The following is a 24,866-nucleotide window of genomic DNA, read 5'->3' as shown; positions in this document are numbered from 1 at the left end:
AAAACGATACCACTTCCGACTAAACATTAAGATAATGCAAATTCGCAGGTAGTGCCAGTAAGTCGTATCGATTTTTTTAGGCAAAGTAAGATCCGGATATTCAAAAGTCTGCAGATAGGGGATTAATAAAAAAAATGCAGAATGTATTAAAAGATATTAATTATGAATATTATAAATTATAAAACAAACAACGCCATTTTAGCATTACTTCTGGAACAACAGGAAATAGAAGAGGTAAAGCAAGACATTGGGCTTGTTTCGAATGGAGATGGGTATGAAACGCATTCCGGAAAGTTCTTTACGACTGACGATGTAATCACATTGCGCGACAAAGCGACAATAGGGCTGGGTTCCACTAAGTTTACAGGGATTGTAGCCAAAAAATATGATGGTTTAAATGATGGACAACTGGTTTTTAATGCCGATGGTTATGCGCGGGTAGGTGATGAGGGCAGTTTGCAAATGATAGCCACACGTGAAGATGCACCTATAAGTAATGGCATAGCTTACTATGATAATAGCACAAGAAAGTTTAAAACCAAAGCCGAATCTTCATTGTCAGTTGGGTATGCAGATAATGCCAATAAACTGGACAACATTGAGGCTTCTCGTTACTTAAGAAACGATATTAATAATCCAAAATTAAGTGTAACCGGAGGGTTAATATTTACTTTGGAAGCTGATACGAATAGTTCCAATGAGTCTAATAATGTCGCTCTGATCCTTTCTCAAGATGGTGGAGGAAATACAGCAAGTTTAGGATTAAATAGCTCAAACGATCTTTATCTACATCACGGAAGCACTCAGGTTTTTAAATACGACGAAGGTGAAGATGATGTAATATTCAATTCTACTGTTCACTCCTCAGCTAAATTTAATAAACATGCTATTTTTTCTCCTGATACACCAGATGATGTTTTGAACCTTAGACGCTATGGTGCTAATCATACCCTACTAAATATGATGAGTCCTCCTCAGAAAAGTTGGGGAGGTGCAAAAGAGTGTACTTTGGCATTGGTAAGGGGTGATGGGAATGAGTATTTTATGGATATCTATAATATGGATTATGGAGATGCAGATGCTGGTAATTATTTAGATTATGGTGATGCTAGAATGGGGATTAGGTTACAGAAAAGAGGCATGGGACATTATACACCCTTTAATATTGAATATAGTGAAGGTGCAGAAGAATTTCCAGCATTAACAATTTTACCGAACGGAACAGATTCAACCAACAAAACATCAGTTGAAGTAAACAGATTGTTGGCAAATTACGATACTGTTAGAAGATTTGAGACTACTGCACTCGGAACTTTAACAACAGGTGAATCTTTAATCGATGGTGTCATTAAAAATAAAGGGACTTTTATTGACGGTTTTAGTGGTGAAGGTTTCAATATAGGTTATGGTTCGGGAAAAGCTGATGCCACATTTGATAACCTGACTGTGAGGAAAGGTGCTAAGTTCTACGAATTAATGATTCAAAAGATTCGTACAGGAAATGGTTCTTATTGGTTTTCGGATGGTGCTAAGGTTGTAAGAATATCGGATGAAACTGTTGACTACTATACATTAGAGCTTGACAAAGAACTTGGGAATCCATTTTTGTACGGTCAAAAACTAAGATGTCAAGTATGGAATGGTTCGGGAGTTAAATTTTATGAAGGAGTAGTGTCTTGGGCTGGGAATACTGCATACCCTAACTACATTAATCTTAGGAAAAGTGATTTTGTCGGTGATAGACCTACGCCTGGTGATGAAATAGTTCGTATTTCCGGCGGTGCTGTGTATGTTACATCAAATGATAATGAGTCACCCTATTTAGATGTTGTTTATGATATGAGTACTAAAGTTAGGTTAGGGAAACTAACTGGTATTAATGATACTGATTTCGGAGGAGCACTTACTGGATATGGGTTATATGGAGATAATGTATATCTCAAAGGAATAATGAAGCTATCTGCAGGCTCTTCAATTTCATTTAGCGATGTTGTTGGAGGGCAAGATAAGATAGATGCAGTACAGGGAGATGCAGAGAGAGCTATCGTAAATGCAGGGTTGGCGCAAACTAAAGCTAATTCGGCTTATACACTTGCAGATACTAAAATAACCTCAGAACAGGCAACAACAATAACACAAAGTACAGTAACAGCATCCTATATTAATGCGTTTGAATTAACGGCTACAAAGGGAACTGTTGGAGGATTTACGATTTCAGCAAATAGAATAAGTACAACAAATGTTGCTTGGGGTTCTGCTACCTCTGGATTTTGGTTATCTTCTTCTGAGAGGGAAATGATGCTATACAAATCTACTTCTGAATATATCAAGATGTATTACACAAATGATAATGATTGGGGTATTTATGGAAGGGATGCAAGTGGTAGTGTGTTAAGGCTTGGAGCGGTAAACCAGATAGCCCACTGGAATTTTGACACTTCCTATATTTGGTCAGGAACAAAGCAAGTTTCTAATGCTTATTCTATTTCGGGTATGACTCTTGCTAGTGCAGGAGCTATTAGAACAAAGGAATTCAGAGTTGATACAGATGGTTCCGCACACTTTAAAGGTATTTTAGACGCACCAAGTGGTAATATTGGTGGATGGACTATTAATCCTACCGCTATTACATCTGCTGATGGAGTTATTAGTATGACAGGTACTTCTGGAGCTGCTAAGTTTTTAATTAAGACTAAGTATAAAAATGCTTCTGGTACATTATTAGATGAAACTTCTAGTATTGATAAAGACGGTTTCCATTTTAATGGTCTTAGTGATAAAGCTTTCTCAATGACATCAACACCAGCAAAAATGTACGCTAGTATGAGTTCGGTTGTTAGTGACTATCGAATGGAAGTAGGAGCAGGAGTCACTAGTATTTACGCTAAAGGTACTAATGGTTATGAATCTAAATGGGGTTGGGCTATTGTATCAGATGGTTATTTAAGAACAAATGCTTTACAGTTCAACACAAGGGCTACTTCATTTACAGGAACATCAACAAACCCATTCAGATTAGATACACTTAATTATGGTTACTTCTCTATTTATACTAATTCAGGAGGTCAATATTGTTCGCTTGGTGGTGGACGTACAGGACAGATAGTCTATATATGGAACAGAAACGATAATCAATCATTTGAGGTTTGTGGAGTTGTTGGTGATGATAGTTTTACAATAGCTGGAGGCCAGATGTGTGCATTTATGTATGACGATAATTATCGTTATAATTTTGGTGGTAGTACGGCTTCTCGCTGGGTTAGAATTTCACAATATGATAGTAATTAATATGGCTTCTTGCCATTAGCATTTCGCTGTACTTACAACAGAGTAGATACAACAACAAAGATAATGAGTAGTAGGCTAGAGATACTATATGCTTCTAGCTTGCTGTTCTCACTCAATGTAGATAGAGTAGAGGTTTTAGTAAGTCTGTTAGTCGCTAGAATGAATACTATTTTTTGACTAAATCCCATTTTCCCAATAGATAAAGTTGATCAACTATCAATGGATTTAGTTCGAATTAACAAAAGATATCACCCTTAATTTTCAGTAGGATAATTGAAGGCCAAATCTTCTCAGCCCTTTTTAAAAGGATGACATAAAATAAAGAATCTTTTTCATCAGACATATTGAAATGCCTTCTCTTACTATTCTGAAAAACAATTAGTAAGACATTATAAATTGTTGTTTTCAAAGTAAAGAATGTCAATATAAATCAAACTAATAACCTTTCAGTGTTGTTCTTTAATGTCTGATTTGCAGGGTGTTGTATTAGTGCTTATGTTTGTTTCAGAATTTAAATCAGAGGCTTTGGTTGAATTGAATTTTAAATATTAAAAACCCAAAAAAATATTTCTCATGAGTTTATAAGTAATGCTAAAGCAGTAGGGAAAACTGCACTAAAACGATACCACTTCCGACTAAACATTAAGATAATGCAAATTCGCAGGTAGTGCCAGTAAGTCGTATCGATTTTTTTAGGCAAAGTAAGATCCGGATATTCAAAAGTCTGCAGATAGGGGATTAATAAAAAAATGCAGAACGTATTAAAAGATATTAATTATGGATAGTATAAATTATAAAACAAATAACGCCATTTTAGCATTACTTCTGGAGCAACAGGAAATAGAAGAGGTAAAGCAAGAGGTTGGCCTTGTTTCGAATGGAGATGGGTATGAAACGCATTCCGGAAAGTTCTTTACGACTGACGATGTAATCACATTGCGCGACAAAGCGACAATAGGGCTGGGTTCCACTAAGTTTACGGGGATAGTTGCCAAAAAGTATGATGGTTTAAATGATGGACAACTGGTTTTTGATGCCGATGGATATGCACGGGTAGGTGATGAGGGCAGTTTGCAAATGATAGCCACACGTGAAGATGCACCTATAAGTAATGGCATAGCTTACTATGATAATAGCACAAGAAAGTTTAAAACCAAAACCGAATCATCATTGTCAGTTGGAAATGCCGATAATGCCAATAAGCTGGGGGATGTAGCTGTTGCTAATTATGCAAGAACTGATATAGACGAGATATTTAATGAAAATATTACAATTGAAAAATATCTAGATGTTAAAAAATGTTTGAATCTATGGAATTATGCAGGTGACAGCTATGGATTTTTAAATAATGATGATGGTAAATTGCTTTGGCTGGATGAGGATGTTTACACAGCTTTAAATTCAAATAAATCAGATGTGGACTGGACTGCCGATAATGGTGTTTTCTACGGTAATGTAAGTATAGGCACTAATACTCCTTCAGGACTTTTACATATTGAAGGTGATAATAATGCCAGATTGGTTGCCGAAAAGCATTACGCGGAAGCGGCAATGGGTAGTGGGCATGATGCCATAAGATTAAATTTTTTAGGAGATGTGGCAATGGGGCCTGATCCGTTAGGTTGTGTTGGATATATTCAACACGACAAATTCGGAATAACCTCAAATAGGAATATTAGGTTGTCAGCCACTGGGGATGGTAGTCGAGACGATATTTTTATTAATTATATGTCGGGTGTGGTTAGTTTGGGATGTTTGGGAGTTAAACGCCTGGAAACTACCAGTGATGGAGTTAAAACTACAGGAAATCATACTGTAACAAGCACTACAATTTCACCCATTTATCAGGTATTTGATGCTAATACCCAGTTAACGCAAGGGGAGAGTGGTTCACTTATGATAACTACACCTACAGGTGAAGGTACTTTGGGTTCACAAGATGTTGGTTATTTCCATATACAAACAGACAGACCTAATTTCCATTTTAACAAAGGGATTCACGCAGTTGATAGATTTACTGTGTATGGTACTAATACCTATCTGTCAAACAACATACTTAAACTTAACTCAAACGACTGGATTAAGCATACAGATGGAGTAAATGAAGGTTGGGAAATAGTAACCGATGGAGCTAAGGATATTGAGATTCTTAGAAATATAGGGATTATCAATCACAGAGACACAGTATGTAAGGGTGTGATTGGAACAGCGCCTTATATCTCAGGTTTAGGAGGCAAAGGTACCTGGAGAATCTCTCAAGATGCGAACGCTGAGTTTGACAATTTAGATATCAGGGAAGGCTTAACCTGTAATACTTTCACTAACAATAAGATTAACATCTCAAATGGTGATTTAATTGTATCAGACACAGATACTATTGAGTACATAGATGGAAACATTCTCTACTTCTCAAAAGAGCAGCCATTTAGAGTAGGTGATATTTTAAGATGTCAGGGCTCAATCTCTCCAGGTAACATTAAATCATATTATATCACAGTAGCAAGTGAAGGCACATCTGAAACTCGTGCAGATGAAGAAGGTGTATTAATGAAGTTTATCACTTTTACAGATAAAACAGGCTCAGGTACAATAGAAACAGATGATATTCTCTTACGTTGGAACAGTTCAGATACTGATAGAAAAGGACTTTTATATATGTCCTCTAGTTCTACCTACTCTCCTTTTTATGATGTAATTTATGATGGTCAGACTAAAGCCAGATTTGGAAGATTGGATGGCATTACAACCTCTACAGGCAAGGCACTATCGGGTTATGGCTCTTGGGCACAGAATGGATTTTTTGAAGGATGGTTGAATGCTAAAGAGGGTTTAATAGCTAACTGTACAATTAATTCTAACTCTGTTTCTACTTCAGGTTGGACTTTAAATAGTGATGGTTCAGGCGAATTAGCAACAGGCAATATCAAATGGGATAAGTACGGTAGCGTAACATTTGCAAATGATGTCTCTCTGGACTGGTCGCAAGTCAGTAATACAGATAATATAGCTTCAAAATCATATGTTGCTGAAGAAGCCAGGTTAGCACGACTTACAGCAGAAGCTAATGCTGCTGTTGATGCACAAACCAAAGCCACAACAGCACTGAATGCAGCAAAGCTGGATGCAACAACTAAAGCTAATAAAGCTGAAGCTGATGCCGTTGCTGCAGCTAACGCTAAGGCTGAGGCTGAGACAGTTAAATCCAAGGCATATGCAGATGGGATTGTGACTGAGGCAGAACAGCGAGCGATTGATGATGCTACGACGAAAGCTAATAATGCCGAGGCAACAGCTATTAGTTCAGCTCAAGCTGATGCTACAGCCAAGGCTAATGCTGCCAAAGCTGCGGCAATATCAAGTGCAGCAGCAGATGCTGCAACAAAAGCAGCAAATGCGAAGAATAGTGCTGTTAGTACTGCTGCGACTGATGCAAAAGCAAAAGCTGATAAGGCATTGGCTGATGCTAAATTATATACCGGTGGATTGATTGGCAGCAAACTGACTAAGATTGGTGCAACAGGTATATATACAGGTACATTAAGTGCAGACCAGATTCTGGCAACTGGTATCAAAGTCGGTACAGGAGGTATTCAACTTGATTCATCTGCTGTTATCTCGTGGAATAATGTATCGAGTAAACCTTCATTAGAAACTCCAAGCGGAGCACAAGCAAAAGCTGACGCTGCTTTGAATAGTGCTAAATCGGATGCTGCTACTAAAGCGACTGCTGCTCAAACTGCGGCTACTAATGTAGCTAATGCTGCTCAATCTACAGCAAACACAGCTAAAGCTAATGCTGCTACAGCACAATCTACAGCCAATTCAGGTGTATCAAAAGCAAATACTGCTAATTCAACAGCAAATATTGCTAAAACGAATGCGGCGACAGCTCAGGTTACTGCCAATACAGGTGTTGCAAATGCCGCTATAGCCTTATCAGAAGCTAAAGCTGCTAGAAGGAATCTAATAGCTTATCCATATTCTGGCAGGGGTTGGGGAACAGGTGGAACTGTTTCACCGTACATATCACATTATTCTATAGATGCTAATAACGCTGTTGTAAATACCCCTGAATCATATGGTGTTACCGATACTAATTTTAAAGGTCGTTGGAATTTGATGACTAGAAATAATGGAAATTCATCTACTAGTAATTGGTCAGGTGGTTTTATATTGGGAACCAATGTAACATTTGATGTTAGAAATACTTACATGTTTACTATGTGGGTCTGGTGTAATGGAACAAACGGAACTACTTATTTTGGTTTCGATGGTGGTAGGGTTCAAAATCTATCAGGCTCAAATAATACTAATCCATATTTTACAGCAAGAAGTTCTAATACAATGAGAACGGAAGGATGGCAATTATGGGTAGGATATGTGAGAGGAAATGAAACACCTGATTCAGGAACAATAAATTGGGGAGGTAGATATGATAGATTTGGAAGAAAGTTAGAGGAATGCACCGATTTTAAATGGAGAGATGATTTAGGTTCTACTACAACAGCTTATGCTAGGATAGGATTATATACTTGTAGTTCAGGTTATCAACACATTCAAAATCCACAAGTTTATTTAGTAGATGGTTCAGAACCGAGTGTCGCCGATTTAGTTAATATGGATGGTAGTAAATTGACTGTGATAACAGAAGATACTATTAAAACTACAAATGTAGAAGCTGTAAATTTAAAAGTAAAATCTGCCAATGTATCAGGTAAACTGACCGCAGCAACAATTGATGCTACAAAAATTGATACAGGATATTTAAATGCTGCCAGAATACAAGCAGGAACAATAACAGCATCTCACATCGCGGCCAATGCAATTACAGCCAGTGAACTTTCTGCCAATGCCGTGGAGGCCACGCATATCAAAGCCGGAGTTATTACTGGCGATAAAATTGCGGCGAATACTATTAGTGCTTCTAAGATTAAAACCAATGAAATTACATCATTAGGAGCTGTAATAGGTGGTTCATTTTATTTAGGTAATGGTAAATTTCAGGTAAGTTCTAGTGGTTATTTAACAGCAACTGGTGCAAAGATAACTGGTACAATCAATGCAGACACTGGGAAAATTGGAGGGTTTAATATTAATTCTGATAAGCTAGAGGCGGATAGTTCTGATATTATGTACACTTACACTGGCGGTGTAGAGTATGATGTCCTAACAAAAATTAAAGTTGATGCTAACCAAGCGGAAATTCGTTGTTCCCACAGTTCTAAAGGGAATATATCTAGTGGAACTGCTTATATATCATCGCAAGGAATTTTAGCCAATTATGCAGGTACACAAGCTGTTCCTTATTCTTCTGGTATGGAAATTAAGGCATCTGTTGTAGCTTTAGGTTTTGGTAAGCTAAACTATTCGGCTTATTCAAATACAGCTATTCTAACAGGCTTGTATGCTACTGGTTATAACTCAGTATCTGCTGCTAATCGTGCACCAACCTATGCAGCTTATTTGAATGGTGCAGTCTATTCTAAAATGCAAATGGGTGGGGCTTTGTGTTCTACAACTCTAGGCTTTACTACATCTTCGTCAGGAACAGAATTAAAGCCCTTTCAGAATACGTCACACAGTTATAATACATACTACTGTACGGCTACATCTGGTTCTAAGTTGTATGTTAAATTACCAAGATCATACTCACCAACACAAAAAATACCAGATGGTACAATTATACGTATCGGTACAATGGGACGAGATATTGGAATAGTGGCAGACTATTATAGTCGCTTAAGATGGGAATCCAATACAGCGAGAACTTCTGGCACATATTCTATTGGATCGGAAAATGATTGGGTTCAATGGATTCTACTAAATGGTGCATGGACTAGATTAACTAGTGGAAATTATTAATAAACTAATGTGCAGTTTGCAATTAAAATTTAAAAATTATTAATGATAAAATAGAATACTGTTAAAATGTATTTAAGAAAGTTTAATCATAATTTTATAGAAATGAAAAACAAAAATTTGTACGAATTAAAAGAAGTAATCAGCCGTGTAAACAGTAAAGGCAACAACAAGTTCAAACTTGCTTTGTTACTGAATGAAAAGATGATTGATGAGCGTATCGAGGCAATCGATAAATTGCGTGAGCAATCGGATGAATTCAAAGCGTTCGAACAGAAACGGCATGAGTTGATTACCGCCCATGCAGAATTGGACGAGAATGGACAGGTTATTGTTTATTCACAACCAGAGGGTAATGGCGGGAAATCAAAGGACGGTTATGGTTATCCGAATATTGTGAAAGACAAAAAGAAGTATGAAAAAGAATTGATCACATTACAGGAAGAATACAAAGACGTTATTGAGGCCGAGGTAAAAAAGCAATCTGACTTTGTTGAAACGCTTAACCAAGCTTTAGAGCCTGCAATTGAGTTCAGTTCAATTCCCTTTGACAGTGTGCCGGAAATTGCATATGAAGAAATGAAGGTGTTAATGCCTTTTATAGAAAAGTAAAAAAAATGATTAGATGTGTTACTGTTAATTAAATAACACATCAGTATTATCCCTTATCTGTAGACAAAAATATCCGGATCTAATTTTGATTGACTATATCCTGTTTCCCCAATAGAAAAGTTAATCGACAATCGAGGGATTTAGTTCGAATAAACAATTTAGATTACCCTAATTTTCAGTTGAATAGATTGAAAATAGGCGGACTGGCAGCAATGTGTGTTATTGGTCTGCCCTGGGTATTCTATGTAATAAATTTAAACGTTTAATGCTGCAGATATATAATGTAGAAGTAGTATTAATTAAACAACTATTAATATGAGTGAAGCATATAAATATTATTTAGAAGATGATATAGCCCCTGGGGGTGAATTAAAATTTGACCTGCCAACGAAAGGAAAACGTTTTACTTCCTACATGATTACAGGTCGTGTTTTCGATCAGGCAACAACAGGACTTGGTGGTGGATTGTTTGTGTGTGCATATCAACACAACACAGAAAAACTGATATTTAAAAAGAAAGTACGCTGTAAGGCTGATGGAAGTTATAGTATTAAGTTTTGGGAGAATGAAGTTATAACCTTCGATTACAGTAATCCTCTTGAGCTCTTTGTATATCAGGGGAATACACAGTTAGGTTTGGTCAACGATGGTCAAATTGTGATATCGGCAACTCAACCGCTCTACTTAAAAGATCTGTTTATTGCATCAAGATCATCTGTTAAAGGCATTGTGAAACGCAAAAATTTTGTAAATGCAGCAGGTTGTTTGGTTGAACTATACACGGATAAAAACAATGACCAGGGAAGTGCAGAATTGATTGATGGTGCAACTGCTTTCACCAACATAAACGGAGAATATAAAATACCTTATTATGGTAGTGAAACAAATTCATTGCGATTAAAATTTTATAACAATGAAGACATTGCTTCAAGCGATAGTGTACCTGGTATTACAGGAAATGCTCCGGTTGAAGTCGCGGATGAAGTTGAGCCGTTGGTAGGTGAAGCTCCTATTGTTGGAGAACTGATTGAGGATTCAAACAGTGGTAAAATTTATGAAGTTATTGCTGTAGATGTCGCAAATATAACCAAGAGGCCTGTTTATTGGAACGATGAAACCAGCTCGGGAGAGAAATCCTTATGGAAATACATTTGGGATGGAGACAACAATAAAAATTATCAGGTCCTCGATCGAAAAGTTACTTATAACTCAGATGGTAAATCAAGAGTATGTTTAACACGTGTTCCAGATGCATTATTTGACCCTGCGAAGCAGACCATTCATAATAAAGTAACAGAAACTTACAATTCTTACTGGTCTCCGCAATTGGTTACAGCCGAGCAGGAAGAAGAATTGAGTTATCAATTTGGTAAGAATACTCTGGATGACTATACCCGAATTATAAATCGTGAGGAGGAGTTTATTTCTGCAAAAATTTCTGGAGACAATACAATTCCTGTGCGTAGCATGCTTAAAGGTTATAGTGCTGAAAATACGCCATATGTTGCATCATTAATTGGTACTACAGAGGAAGATGTGCAGGATTTGAGTCAGGCGCGTGATTTTAACAGCCAGATGAAACTGGAGCATGAAGATATTCTATTTGGATTGGTTAAAAAAGATGTAAAACTGGATATTGCTGTTTTCTTTAGCATGTCGGAGACCACTTTACAATCAAAAATTCAAGAAGCGATTAATGATGGTATTATTCCTTCTCAGGATATTCTTACAGTATTGAATATTATTAAAACCAGACTGTTAGAGGTGGTGTCGGAGGAGTTTACTGATGTTTTTCAAGGTATTGCTAGTACCGCTGTTCAAGCGGTTATGAGCAACCCAACAAAAAGATCTGATTTTGTTAAAATGATGGCTCAGTTCTCTTATGAAAACACCGATTTAGTAAAAGAATTAGATGGAGATTTCTGGTTAGCATTGAATTTTGAGGTCGCAGAAGAAGAGCAATTGAGGAGTGCTATCCAATACAGTGAAGTGTGTAATGGCAACGAACAATTTATCAACCGCTTTGTTGTATCAGGAACTTTGCGACCATTCAGTCAGTTATTAAACATGACTAAGTCCGATATACTTGGCAAAATTGCAGCGGATGAATCCAATATTTTAGCGTCTGAGGATATGCCGGAAGGTATCAGTACTGCCGAAGCATATGCAGATTATATCTACAATCAGATAGAAGATAAATTTGCAACGGAGTCACTTCTTTTTGACCTGGCAAACGCAGGAATAAGTTTTACGATTGAAGGGGATACTGATCTGACTACTAAGTTTAATGCGTTAAGAGTCAAATTGATTGATGCAAGTATGAGCAGTAGTACCCATTTTTATGGTATTGCTGATGCAGCAGGCTTTACCTTTAATATTGAACAAGGACCAGCACGCGATTTTCTTGAAACCAGTGAGGTCGATATTGCACTAAGTTCTTTTTACAGTGGCTTAAGTCCATATACCAAGAAGGACTGGATTAACTTTATGACTATTATTCAGCGCGTTTACAGTATTACCTCAGAGGGTAAGTTTGAAACGATTAAGGCATTAACTGAGAAGGCTTATTTTTCCGCTTACGATATTGTGAAAGCCGGCCGAAGTAATTTCATCAACAAGATGAATGGTAAATTGGCCGAGGACAAATGCATTAAGATTTATAAAGCTGCCGAGTACAAAGTAAATAAAGCTCTTGCCATTCTGAACAAGTATTCCGGCAATTCGAATTCCGGAATGCCGATAGTTATTAATGATAAAAAGTTTGAGTCCGGTAACGAAAAGAAAATTCAGTTACTGAGCTTGCCTGAGATGTCAATGCTCTTTGGCGATCAGGATGTAACAGATACCAAACATGGTGAATCTGTTTTGGGGCCGGCCGCTTATCTGGTAGATGTATTAAATGTACTGAAGCAATTTAAGGTAAGTGATGTTGCCGGCAAAGAAAGCTTGTATGATAAATTGGTTGAACGTCGTCCGGACATTGCGCAGATACCTTTGAATTGTACCAATGCAGTAACTCCCTTGCCATATATTGATTTGGTGATGGAAATACTTGAAAGTGCTATTTATTACAATGAAAATGGTCGTTATGATATTACCAATTGGGATACCACAAAAACAGAGGAACAATTAAAAACAGATCCTGAGTATACGCAGTATGCTGTATATGATAAAATCAAAAAAAATACAATAAGTTCTTGGTTGTCCAAACCATTTGACTTGTTTAGTGAAGAATTGAAGTTGTATGGGAAGGCCTTGGGCATTAACCGAACTAAGCTTGCAGAACCTTATAGTAAAGTAAGTAATGCAGCCAATCCGTATTTTGATGCACTGGGATTGACAAAGGAGGAACAAGTACTTTTTCCTGAAGATTCCCTTGCAACAGCTCCTGCTCTTAATTTTGTTTTTGAATCTGTTTTTGGGGTGAGTCCTAGTCCTGTACCTACTAAGTTGCCGGTTAAAGATTTTCTTGATAAATCAATTATGACCCTTGATGAATTCAATGCTTTTATTGGATCTTATTATGTGAATCCTTATATTACAGATGGAGCGGATTATCAAAGATTTACAATTCACTACGATGGAAAACAGGAGTTAAGTACAGCTTATCTTGATTTTGGTACAGAAACAAGATTGAAAGCCTTTATGATGCGTATGTTCCAGTTCCGCCGCTTAATGATGGTTACGGAATGGTCGGCACCAGTATTGGATGCGCTCATATTATCTGATACAGATTATAAATCTTATTATAATACTACAAACAGTACTAATAATTTGATCACTTCTGATGCAGTTAAGCGTATCGGCCATGCCAAAATGAATCAGGAATTTCTTGACTTAACCGATGATCAGGCCGCTGGTGTGTTTGGTAAAGCTTCCGTATTGGAATATGAAGGAATCACATCAATTATCAATCGTTTCTTTGTTGACAATGATCAGGCTGAAGAGCATAAGGCGACATTTAAAAATTGGTTAGCCATTGGAGATGAAAGTGGAGTTCCTGCTAATGCTCCTGCTTATATATCAGAAGGTGAACCTCATGTATTTACGGAGTACCTGCAAGAAGCAATGAAACTGAATGCAGATGAACTGTTGGCCTTGTCATCCTTGTTGGATCGAGGAGATAACGATGTACCAATATTAACAGCCGCGGGTATCCAGAATATGGTAACTGCCTGGCAATTAGCCGAGGCGTACGGATTGGATATTGATGAGTTGATGAATTATTGCCGGTTAATCCAATTTGATGCCTCAACGTCTTTAGTTGATAGCGTAGATACATTGACGAATGCTCAAAAGATTGTAATTGCGAATCAAGCCAATGCAGCAGAATTATTGTTTTTATTATATCATCAGGGAACTGATGAGGTGTTTGAGGAATTTGATGAGAAAGCACTTAAAATTGTCAATAATATCATCGACAAGAAAGATGAATTTGAGCCAAAAGTTGAGGAAGAAGAAACAATGACTCAAGAACAAAAGGATGCCTGGGCAATTGCCTTAAAGCCTGTGATTGAGGAACAGCTGAAAATCACTACAAGTTTGGACTCAAGCTTTGTTGCAAAAGTAATCGACCTGAAATCCATAAATGGGAAGGAAGCAGCAATATATTTAACCGACCCGGGCAGTGATACTCCATCGGATGTAAGAAATAACTTAACTTCAACTATTAAGCATTGCTTAAAAGGACTGGCTTTATGTGAGAAAATGGGTGTTGAATTGGCAGACCTGGATCATATTAGCAACAGCCCTGTTGCAATCTTTGCATTACCATTGAATGCGGCACAAGCTGTATCGTTTGATAGTTTCAATAAGCTTTCGGCTGTTTGCAAGGCCGGGCAGTTTCTTTTGGAAGGGAAAAACCGTTTTGAGTTTTATAAGCAGGTTGTTACAAAAGATAAGGCGAACCTCGTACTTACTGATTATATTGATTGGACCTCAATTTTAACCGATTGGCAGCACAATGATGAATTGGAATCAAGCAAGTATAACAGCAATCTTAATTGGTTCCTGCAGGCAGGAGAAATCAATCAGTTCTTAAGTCGATATGGTATTGCTTCTTCGGATGCTCTTCAATTGATTAAGTGGGATTGGGCTAATGCTGCAGAAGCCGAGGCAAGTGTAAAAAGCATTGCAGCCATTGCTCAAGCCAAGGCCAATTCTGGAGTTTACAAGGCAGAAATGACTTTAGGCCGCGATAAACTTAGAATGAAGCAACGCGATGCACTGGTACATTATTTATTTGAGAAAGACAGTGGGCAATTTAAGGATATCTATGATCTGTATTCATATTTTCTGATTGATACTCAGATGACTTCTGCTGTTTCCAGCAGCCGTATTTTACAGGCCACATTAACTGTACAGTCATTTATTCAGCGCATTCAGTTAGGTCTCGAAACGGACATTGCATTCACCAAAAAAGATGTTCAAAAGTGGGAATGGATGAGCTTGTATCGTGTATGGGAAGCTAACCGTAAGATATTCCTGTATCCTGAAAATTGGCTCGAACCAGAGTTGCGCGATAATAAAACTCCGTTTTTTAAGGATCTGGAGAAAGAGCTAACTGGTAAAGAAATTACCAAAGAAGCTGTGGATAGTTCTTATATGGATTATATTTCCAAGTTTGAACAAGTAGCCAATATCGAGATTTGTCAGATGTATAACGAAGAGCATGATAGTGTTTCTGTTTTACATGTCATTGGTCGTTCACGCTTTGAACCACGCGAGTATTTCTACCGTAAGCTGGTTAACGAATCGTATTGGACACCATGGGAAAAGATGGGAATTGAGATCAACAGTGAGCACATTGCTCCTGCTATTATCAAAGACCGTTTGGTAGCATTCTGGCTTGATTGCAGCGATGTGGCCAAAGAACCATCTGATGATGATCTGTCAGTAGATCCAAATTCTACAACAACTATAAAACCTAAACGCGCTCAAAAGCAGTTGCAGATGCAGGTGTGCTGGAGTGAACTGGTTGATAACAAGTGGACACGTAAACGCAGCTGTGAAGAAAAAGTAGTACTTGATGATTTAAGTACCAATGGAAAATTTGATTTCCGTTTGGTATACGAGGAAGGGGATACTAATTATCTGCACATCTTAAAAGCGCCAAAATCATATCTTGGAGAGAATACAGGGCATTCATTTTCTGTTGAATGTTTCAACCATGTTTACCTAACGAAACAAAGTAGTTTTAAGGGCAACGGGTATGTGATGCCACAAGATATGAGTACCTATGGACAAAAAGCTCAGATGAGCAATGCCAGGAATTGGTTATCATTACCGGTAGCAGCTACAAATGGAATCGCCTATGCCAATAATGTGGTGGAGAACATCAAGGGACGCACACGTTTGGTTTATCCGCATCAGTATAAAAATTTCATGTGTAATGCACCTTTTGTTGTCGAAACCAACATGCAATCGGTCGTTTTAATTCCGACAGTGAAAGCCAAGCGCAGTTCTGTATTGCTTAAGAAAGTAATTCGATACACCTATTCACAACCAAAGTTCAGGCCAATAAGAAGATATTACCGACCTGAGTATTCTTGTCGTTACATAAACGAGGACAGATACTACCGTGATGACAGATACTATAATGATTATAGGAGAGAGGAACGTCGTGAGTACAGGATACCGAATTTTTATACGCATGAGCATGAACGTCTGTGTGTGATTAAAGTGACACCAAGCCGTAAGGTGATCACTTTTGAGCCGGTGAATAAAGATCTGTTAATGCTTGAAGCAGTAACATTTAAGCCAGAGATGAATGCCGGGTTAGCTTATCATCCATATATGGAGACTTTACGTTCTAACCTGCAAAGATATGGTATCGAAGGCATATTGGATCCATTAGGTATCGACGATGCGAATCATCAATTATTGCCGCAACAAGCCAATAAAGCTTATCTAAGAGATTTTGAATTGAATAGTGAGGTGGTGAAAAATGTACTTCCGGATTTAATAAACTCTGAAGACAATATGAAGTACATTCAAGAACAATTTGAATATGGGTTAAGTGGAGCCTACTCCTTGTACAATTGGGAGTTATTCTTTCATATTCCTTTCTTATTGGCTAACCGATTCTTAATCGAAGGTAATTTTGAAGAAGCCTTGAGGTGGATGCATTTTATTTTTGATCCACGCGAAACAGAGGGGAAAACTTCAGCCAAATACTGGAAGTTTAAGCCTTTTGCCGATTATAATTCCACTAAGGGTATTTACGATTTGTTGTTCGACTTGAATATGAACGGTAATGATGATTCTGCAAATGTGGAGTTGAATAAACAAATTGAATTGTGGAGCAGCGATCCGTTTAAGCCGCATAATATTGCTCAGATGCGTCCGGGTGCTTATATGAAGGCAGTTGTTATGCGTTACCTTGATATTATTATTGCTCATGGCGATGATCTGTTCCGTATTGATACAACAGAATCCATTAACGAAGCTACGCAATATTATATGATTGCAGCTCAATTATTAGGACGTAAGCCTGAAGTGGTTGAAACAGAGATTTTAGTTCCTAAGACTTATGCCGGGATGGAGACTGATGGTATGGGGAATGCGATTGAATACTTTGAAGAAGGAATCATTAAACCGGAAAATGCAGCCTGTTTTGAGAAGTATGTTGAGTCGAATGAGCTGGAAATCGCTTCCAAACCATTTAGCAAAGACAAGGATTTTAAAGGCATGCTTACCGATATATATGGTGCTCTTGAACATGAAGAAGACGTTGCCAAACTATACTTTGGGATTCCAAAGAATGATAAGATGCTGGCTTACTGGGATCGTGTAGGCAATCAATTGTTTAAGATACGAAACAGCCTGAACATTGATGGCATTAAACGCACCGTTGCCTTGTTTGCACCGCCTATTGATCCGGGATTGTTAATTCGTGCTCGCCTGGCTGGTATTAGCATTGGTGAAGTGATGAAACTGGCAGATGCCAATTCAACAGATTACCGTTTCCAGACTTTATTGCAGCGTGCCTTGGAGATTTGCAGCGAAGTGAAATCGCTTGGTTCGCAATTATTATCTGCACTTGAGAAAGGAGATACGGAGAAAATTTCTGTGCTGCGTGCCAGCCATGAAAAAACGTTGACTGACTTGGTGACAGGAATTAAGGAAAAGAGTATCGAAGAAGCCGAAGCCGCCATTGAGCAGGTGAAGCTGCAGCAAGAGCATACCCAGTTTAGGGAAAGCTACTACCGCAAAAAGAAAAAGATTAGCGGTAAGGAGCAGCAGCAGTTGAACTTTATGGATAAAGCCATGAAACTGCAAGTTGCTTCACAGGCACTTCAGTTGATAGCGGGAAGTTTAAGTCCAATTCCTGATGTTAATGCAGGTGCGAACGGATTCGGCGGTTCACCTGTTTTTACAACTACATTTGGAGGAACAAAGCTCACTCTTGGTGGATCTACAATTGCTTCGGCTGTAGGTATTTTAGGAACTATTACGAGCCATAAAGGCTCTAAAGCAGGTCTTATTGCCGGCTACGAACGCCGTCAGGAAGACTGGACCTTTCAGGCAGATGCAGCCAAGCACGATTTGGAGCAGCTGAAACAACAGGAAATAGCTGCTGAGATTCGTAAGAATATCGCTGAGTTGGATCAGACAAACCATTTGAAACAGGTTGAGCAAACGCAGGAAAGCTATGATGTATTAAGCAGCAAGTTTACCAACGAGCAATTGTACTTGTGGATGGCTGGCGAGATTAATAGACTTTATCGCTCTGCTTTTGATATGGCTTATAAAATGGCGAAACAGGCTGAAGGGGCTTACAATTATGAGCTCTGCCCTGCTAACCCAAGAATGCCATTGGCCAGCGATTTCTTCAGCGCGCAGAACAAGGGTTTACTGGCTGGAGAGAAATTGTTTATGGAGTTGAAGAAGATGGAAGCAGATTATCTGGCGGATAACAAGCGAAAGTTTGAATTGACCAAGCATGTGTCATTGGCCATGCTCGATCCTCAGAAGATTCTGGATTTACGAAGTGGAGGAACTTGTCAGATAACTATTCCTGAGGTACTATATGATTTGGATCATCCGGGACATTGTAATCGACGCATTAAGAGTGTATCGTTGACTATTCCGTGTGTTGCCGGAGCTTATACGTCAATTTCAGCTAACCTGACCTTATTAAATAGTTCAACAATAGTGTTAGAAAAGCCAGGGAATTTGCGTAAACTGGTTCCGTTAGCTAAAAAAGTAGAAAAAATGGCTGCCAGTTCTGCTGTTAACGACAGTGGTTTGTTTGAGTTGAATTTTAATGATGCCCGCTATCTGCCATTTGAAGGATCTGGTGCAGCCAGTGAGTGGAGTTTAACACTGCCTAATACCATTCGTCAGTTTGATTACAACAGTATCAATGATGTGATTATGCACATTAACTATACAGCAGAGGATGCTGGAGATAGAGTTGTTATTGAGAATAAATTGGTTGACGATTTAATTGACTTATCAAAGGGTGAGAATTTAGCATCGATGTTTAGTTTGAAAGCTCAATACCCTGAAGCATGGGCGAAAGTTGGAACAGAAGATGTGATCATTGAGATTAAAAAGTCGCAATTGCCATTCTATTTGCAAGGGCAAAGTATTGACATCACCGGAATTGATAGAATTATTCTTTCCGGTAAGGATCAGTCTGAAGAGGCACTTACAGATGTTGCCGGATCTATGGGAACTTCCAATTCCATAACTATACCGACTGCTGATGTTAGCAATGCTGATGATCTGATGATTGTATTGAAATACAAGGTCGAAGCTTCGTAATTCAATATATAAAACTTGATTAAAAGCTTTCTCCTTTGGTGTGTTTCCGGCTTAAGTGTGAGTCCTCTCGCATGAATATGCAACAGGTTGGATGGTAATAATTCACAAGATGAAATCCTCCCGTATCTGGAAGCAAGTCTTTTAATCAAGTCTCTCCCAAGAAGTCCCGTTATGTATTATTACATATTGCAAGAGCATCCAGCTTTTGCAGCGGGGCTTCTTTTTGCTATAAATCAATGAATTCCAATCATTAATTTTTATACACATGAACTTCAATACATCGGAGCAATCCGAACAACATACAAGTACTCAGTCATCTTCGGGCTTACCACAGTCGAAAGCAGGTGCTGAGAAAAATGACGGGGCTCAAAAAGGGCCTCAATCATTGATTAATTTACCCAAAGGAGGTGGTGCTGTTAAGGGGATTGGCGAAAAGTTTGAAACCAATCCGGTAACCGGAACTTTCTCAATGAGTGCTCCCCTGGCCATTAGTCCGGGGCGTAATGGCTTTACTCCACAATTGGGACTGGCTTATGATTCAGGTAGTGGTAATTCCGCTTTTGGTGTGGGCTGGGGTGTTGGTGTCCCAAATATTACCCGCAAAACCGCCAAAGGTTTACCGCAATACGACGATACCAACGGGTCGGATACGTTTATTCTTTCCGGTGCCGAAGATTTGGTACCTGTTGATGAGGTACCGCGAACCGAAGGCAATTACAGTATTAAGCGTTATATGCCGCGTACCGAAGGCCTGTTTGCCCGGATAGAGCAGTGGAACAATACTGCAAATGGTGATGTGCATTGGCGCACCATCTCCAGGGAGAACATTACATCGGTATATGGACAGGATGCCGGTGCCCGCATTGCCCATCCAAATGATACTCAAAAAGTATTCAGCTGGTACCTGCAGGAAAGTTATGATGTTAGGGGAAACCTGATGCGTTATACCTATCTGAAAGAAAACAGCAATAATGTTTCGCCTGAGGTATATGAAAAACATCGTCTCGAAAACAACAAAGCTTTTACCAACATTTACCTCAATCAGGTACAATATGGTAATACTGTCATGTATAATCCTTCAACGGGTGTTTATGATGGTGACTGGCTGTTTACACTGGCTGTTGATTATGGAAACTACAATACATATACAACTAATGGGGGTACGGTAAATCCAACAGCTGTATGGGATGCACGTCAGGATCCTTTCTCCGTTTATCGGGCAGGTTTTGAAATGCGTACCTACCGCTTGTGTCAACGTGTGCTGATGTTCCACCATTTTAAAGATGATTTGGCTGCTGATGCCGTCTTGGTTAAGTCGACCCAGCTTCATTACAGCAAGGATGTGCATATGGCACAGCTCGTGCAGGTTGAACATAAATCCCATGATGGCGCACAGGCAGCTTCAATGCCGCCTCTTAGCTTTACTTACAGCCAGGCGGAGGTAAGCAATCAACTGCACAGCGTTGATCACGCTATGCTGGATAATTTGCCTAATGGTCTGGCAACATCCGGGTGGCAATGGGCCGACCTGTATGGCGAAGGAATCAGCAGTCTGTTAAAAATGGACAACGAAGCCTGGTATTACAAACCCAATTTGGGTGATGCCCGTTGGACTGACAATTCGATTACTGCTCCAAAACCGGTCTTTGGAGAAATGCAGCAATTGGACTTGAAACCCAATGCGAAACAAACTCGTGCAGCTTCTTTTTACCTGGGTGATGTGGACAGTGATTCGCAGTCCGAATTGGTGATTCATGCCCCTGGCATAAATGGCTACTACTCTTATACAGATGGAAAATGGCAGAATTTTCAGGCATTCGGCAACATGCCGAATGTAGACATGAGTCATCCGGATGTGAAGCAAATCGATTTGTCTGGTGACGGATTGGGCGACTTGCTGATCAGCCGCGGCAACTATTTTGAATTGTATCTCTCAGCCGGGAAAGAAGGTTATAAAGGCTACCGAAAAGTGGACATGGGGCACAACGAAGATATGGCGCCGGTAGTGCTGTTTTCCAATGCTGAACATTCTGTTTATTTAACAGATATGACGGGTGACGGACTCAGCGATATTGTGCGGATTACTCACAATTCTGTATGCTACTGGCCAAATTTGGGTTACGGACGTTTTGGCGAAAAAGTATTGATGGCAAATCCTCCTTTGTTGGATTCTCCCGACCACTTTAACCCGTCGCGGGTACTACTGGCCGATGTTGATGGAACGGGTACCACCGATATCATCTATCTGGATGCTTTGAAAGTTGTTTACTTTAAAAATCAGGCTGGTAACTCCTGGAGCGAAGCATTCAATATTAGTGCTTTCCCTGCCATCGATAACCTATCTCAGGTTTCTGTAACAGACCTGATGGGGAATGGTACATCCTGTTTGGTTTGGTCATCTTCTTTGCCGCATCATCAACATCACTTGCTTTTTGTTGAGCTAACATCCGGCAGAAAACCTTACTTGCTAACTTCCTTTGAAAATAACATGGGACGTAAGGTAAGTCTGCAGTATGCTCCATCTACTAAATTCTTTATGCAGGATAAATTAGCTGGTACCCCTTGGATTACCCGTTTGCCGTTTCCTGTTCATGTTCTGGAACGGGTGGAAGATCACGAGCAGGTGAGCGATACTAAATTGGTGAGCCGTTATGCTTATCACCACGGACACTATGATGTGCATGAGCGTGAATTCCGGGGTTTTGGTATGGTAGAGCAATGGGATACAGAAAATCTTGCCGATACCACAGAAGGCTATCAGCCTCCTGTTTACACAAAAAGCTGGTTTCATAACGGTATTTACGATAAAAAGGAAACCATCACTACCCAATTTGCGCAAGAATACTTTAGTGGGGACAGTGAAGCTTGGCAATTACCAGACTCAATATTGCCAACAGGCTTGACTCCTGATGAAGAACGTGAAGCATGCCGGGCCTTGCGCGGGCAATTGCTGCGCTCCGAAATTTATGCCAAGGACGACTCAGCTATGGCGGACTTCCCTTATGTGGTAGAGGAAAAAAATACGTCGGTAAAGATGTTGCAGCCCAAAGGACAGAACAAGCATGCCGTATTTTTGCCAATTGCCAATGAGGCCATTTCGTATCATTACGAACGCAATGTTTATGATCCGCGTATTGCCCATTCTGTAACATTAAATACAGATGAATATGGTAATGTGCTGGATGCTTTCAGTATAGCTTATCCCCGTCGTTCTTATCTTGCTGCCGATGAGCAAAAAAGCCTGAAGCTTGTGTGTACGCAAAACAGCTATATCAACCGTTCAGAAACCAATCTACAGATTATTGGTGTTCCTTGTGAGAGTGAGCAGCTTGAATTTACCGGCCTGGTATATACCGGAAAGCCTTTTACTAAGGAAAGTCTGCAGGCAGCATTGGATTTTGCTAATGAAATAGATTATGCAGCCAGTCTGTCAGGTGGATTAGAAAAACGCTGTTTTCAGCATCAAAAATCTTTTTTTTACGATGAAGCACTAACGGGCAGCCTGCCATTGGGTGAGATTGCATCGCATGCTTTGCCTAACAAATCGTTAACAGCCGATTTAACCGAAGATTTGCTAAGCAGTTTGGATCCTTCAGGCGATAAATATTCCATAGAACGTCTGGCCAATGAAGCAGCCTACGTTTTTGAACCCGGTGTGGGTGAAAAATCCGGTACCTGGTGGATACCATCAGAAGTGATCAGCTTTAATAAACTTGCTTTTTATCTGCCATCGGCAAAAACTGATGTTTTTGGGAACAGAACCCAGTTGGCATACGACAGCTATAAACTGATGTTGACCGAAACCACCGATGCGCTTGGGTATACAAGCACTGCTGCCCTTGACTACCGTTCATTGCAGGTAAAAAAACTGACAGATCCCAATGGCAACAGTCAGGAAGTGGATTTTGATACCCGTGGTATGGTAAAAGCCGTGGCCTTAATGGGAGCAAACGGCGAAGGTGATAGTCTCAGCAATCCGAGTATGAAATACAGCTACGACATGGAACGTTGGATCAACGAACAGAAACCTGCGCAAGGCCATGTACAAATGCGTGTTGAACATGGTCCAACCAATACAGATTGGATGGAGTCTTACGAATACACCGGTGGTTGGGGCAATCTGGTGATGACCAAAGTACAGGCTGAAGATGGCCCCGCCATGCAAATTGCTCCCAATGGATCGGTGGAAACTGTGAAGTCGACGAATCGATGGGCAGGTACCGGGCGTACAGTATTCAACAACAAAGGAATGGTGATAAGGCAGTATGAGCCTTATTTTAGTACTACTCACGAGTTCGAAAATGAGAATGTACTGGTACAAAATGGTGTAAGCCCTGTACTTTACTACGACCCGGTGGGGCGTAATATCCGTACCGAACTGCCCGATGGTACCTTTTCCAAAGTGGAGTTTACCCCCTGGGAGCAACGCAATTACGATCAGAATGATACAGTTCCGGAAAGCCAGTGGTATGCCGATAATGGCAGTCCTGCCCCTGAAGGTACCGAACCTACTGATCCGAAGCAAAGGGCTGCATGGCTCACAGCCAAACATGCCAATACACCTCAGCTGCGGTACCTCGATAATCTGGGGCGCGAATACATGGTAGAAGACGACAATGGCAGCGAAGGCAAATACCGTGTTCACACACAGTTGGATATTGCCGGGCGGCCAGTAGCCGTAACCGATGCCAAGAATAGAGTGATGACCACCAATACCTTTGCGATGCAGCAGGCATTGCAGGTGCATAATATTGATTCGGGCACGCGTACCATCCTGAACGATGCAGGCGGGCAGCCTCTTTATTCATGGGACGACCGAGGGCACCAGTTGCGCAGCACTTACGATGCCTTGCGGCGGCCTTTGGCAATGTACATGACAGAGGGGAACAATGCCGAAATAAAAGTGCAGTGGCAAGTGTATGGAACATCCGAAGCTTTGAATAACATCGGTCAGTTGGAATACCAATACGACCAAAGTGCTTGCACGCATTTGGTGAGCTACGATTTTAAAGGCAATCCTGAAATGACCGGACGTACCTTTTATACCGATTATCAGGGCTATCGAAATCTGGATGCCAACCCGGCCTTGCAAACAACAGTTTATGTTTCAACCATTTCTGTAGATGCACTAAACCGCCCTGTAAGTAAAAGCCTGCCCGATGGCTCGGTGGAAACTTACCAGTACAACAAAGCCGGAATGTTGGAAAGTCTCAGCTCAGGTGGGCAGGCCTACATAAACAATATCAATTACAATGAAAAAGGGCAGCGCACCGACATTTATTATGCCAATGGAAGTAAAACTCGTTACGTGTACGATGCAAAGACTTTTCGTTTAA

At 39.8% G+C, this 24,866-nt stretch carries 5 protein-coding genes; all 5 read left to right on the top strand.

Going from position 1 to position 24,866, the window contains the following annotated elements; all coding sequences use genetic code 11:
- Positions 1 to 162: 162 nt before the first annotated feature.
- The gene (locus GQR60_RS19710; protein ID WP_124994585.1) at positions 163 to 3,288 is read left to right on the top strand and encodes a hypothetical protein; all 3,126 of its coding nucleotides are present in this window, start codon (positions 163 to 165) and stop codon (positions 3,286 to 3,288) included.
- 777 nt (positions 3,289 to 4,065) lie between these two features.
- Positions 4,066 to 9,150, top strand: a complete 5,085-nt coding sequence (locus tag GQR60_RS19705) for a hypothetical protein (RefSeq protein WP_124994584.1) — start codon at positions 4,066 to 4,068, stop codon at positions 9,148 to 9,150.
- A gap of 102 nt (positions 9,151 to 9,252) precedes the next feature.
- Positions 9,253 to 9,759 (top strand): hypothetical protein, encoded by a 507-nt coding sequence (locus GQR60_RS19700; RefSeq protein WP_124994583.1) that lies wholly within the window; start codon positions 9,253 to 9,255, stop codon positions 9,757 to 9,759.
- 315 nt (positions 9,760 to 10,074) lie between these two features.
- The gene (locus tag GQR60_RS19695; protein ID WP_124994582.1) at positions 10,075 to 19,530 is read left to right on the top strand and encodes a Tc toxin subunit A-related protein; all 9,456 of its coding nucleotides are present in this window, start codon (positions 10,075 to 10,077) and stop codon (positions 19,528 to 19,530) included.
- 265 nt (positions 19,531 to 19,795) lie between these two features.
- A partial coding sequence (locus tag GQR60_RS19690; protein ID WP_317163674.1) for a SpvB/TcaC N-terminal domain-containing protein occupies positions 19,796 to 24,866 on the top strand: 5,071 nt, incomplete at its 3' end.

It is taken from the genome of Labilibaculum euxinicum, from assembly GCF_009795715.1.
Lineage (GTDB): Bacteria > Bacteroidota > Bacteroidia > Bacteroidales > Marinifilaceae > Labilibaculum > Labilibaculum euxinus.
This window is presented reverse-complemented; position numbering and strand designations above follow the sequence as displayed.

Coding starts and splice junctions, on each gene's coding strand:
- GQR60_RS19710 (WP_124994585.1), top strand. CDS start 163: ATGAATATTATAAATTATAAAACAAACAACGCCATTTTAGCATTACTT.
- GQR60_RS19705 (WP_124994584.1), top strand. CDS start 4,066: ATGGATAGTATAAATTATAAAACAAATAACGCCATTTTAGCATTACTT.
- GQR60_RS19700 (WP_124994583.1), top strand. CDS start 9,253: ATGAAAAACAAAAATTTGTACGAATTAAAAGAAGTAATCAGCCGTGTA.
- GQR60_RS19695 (WP_124994582.1), top strand. CDS start 10,075: ATGAGTGAAGCATATAAATATTATTTAGAAGATGATATAGCCCCTGGG.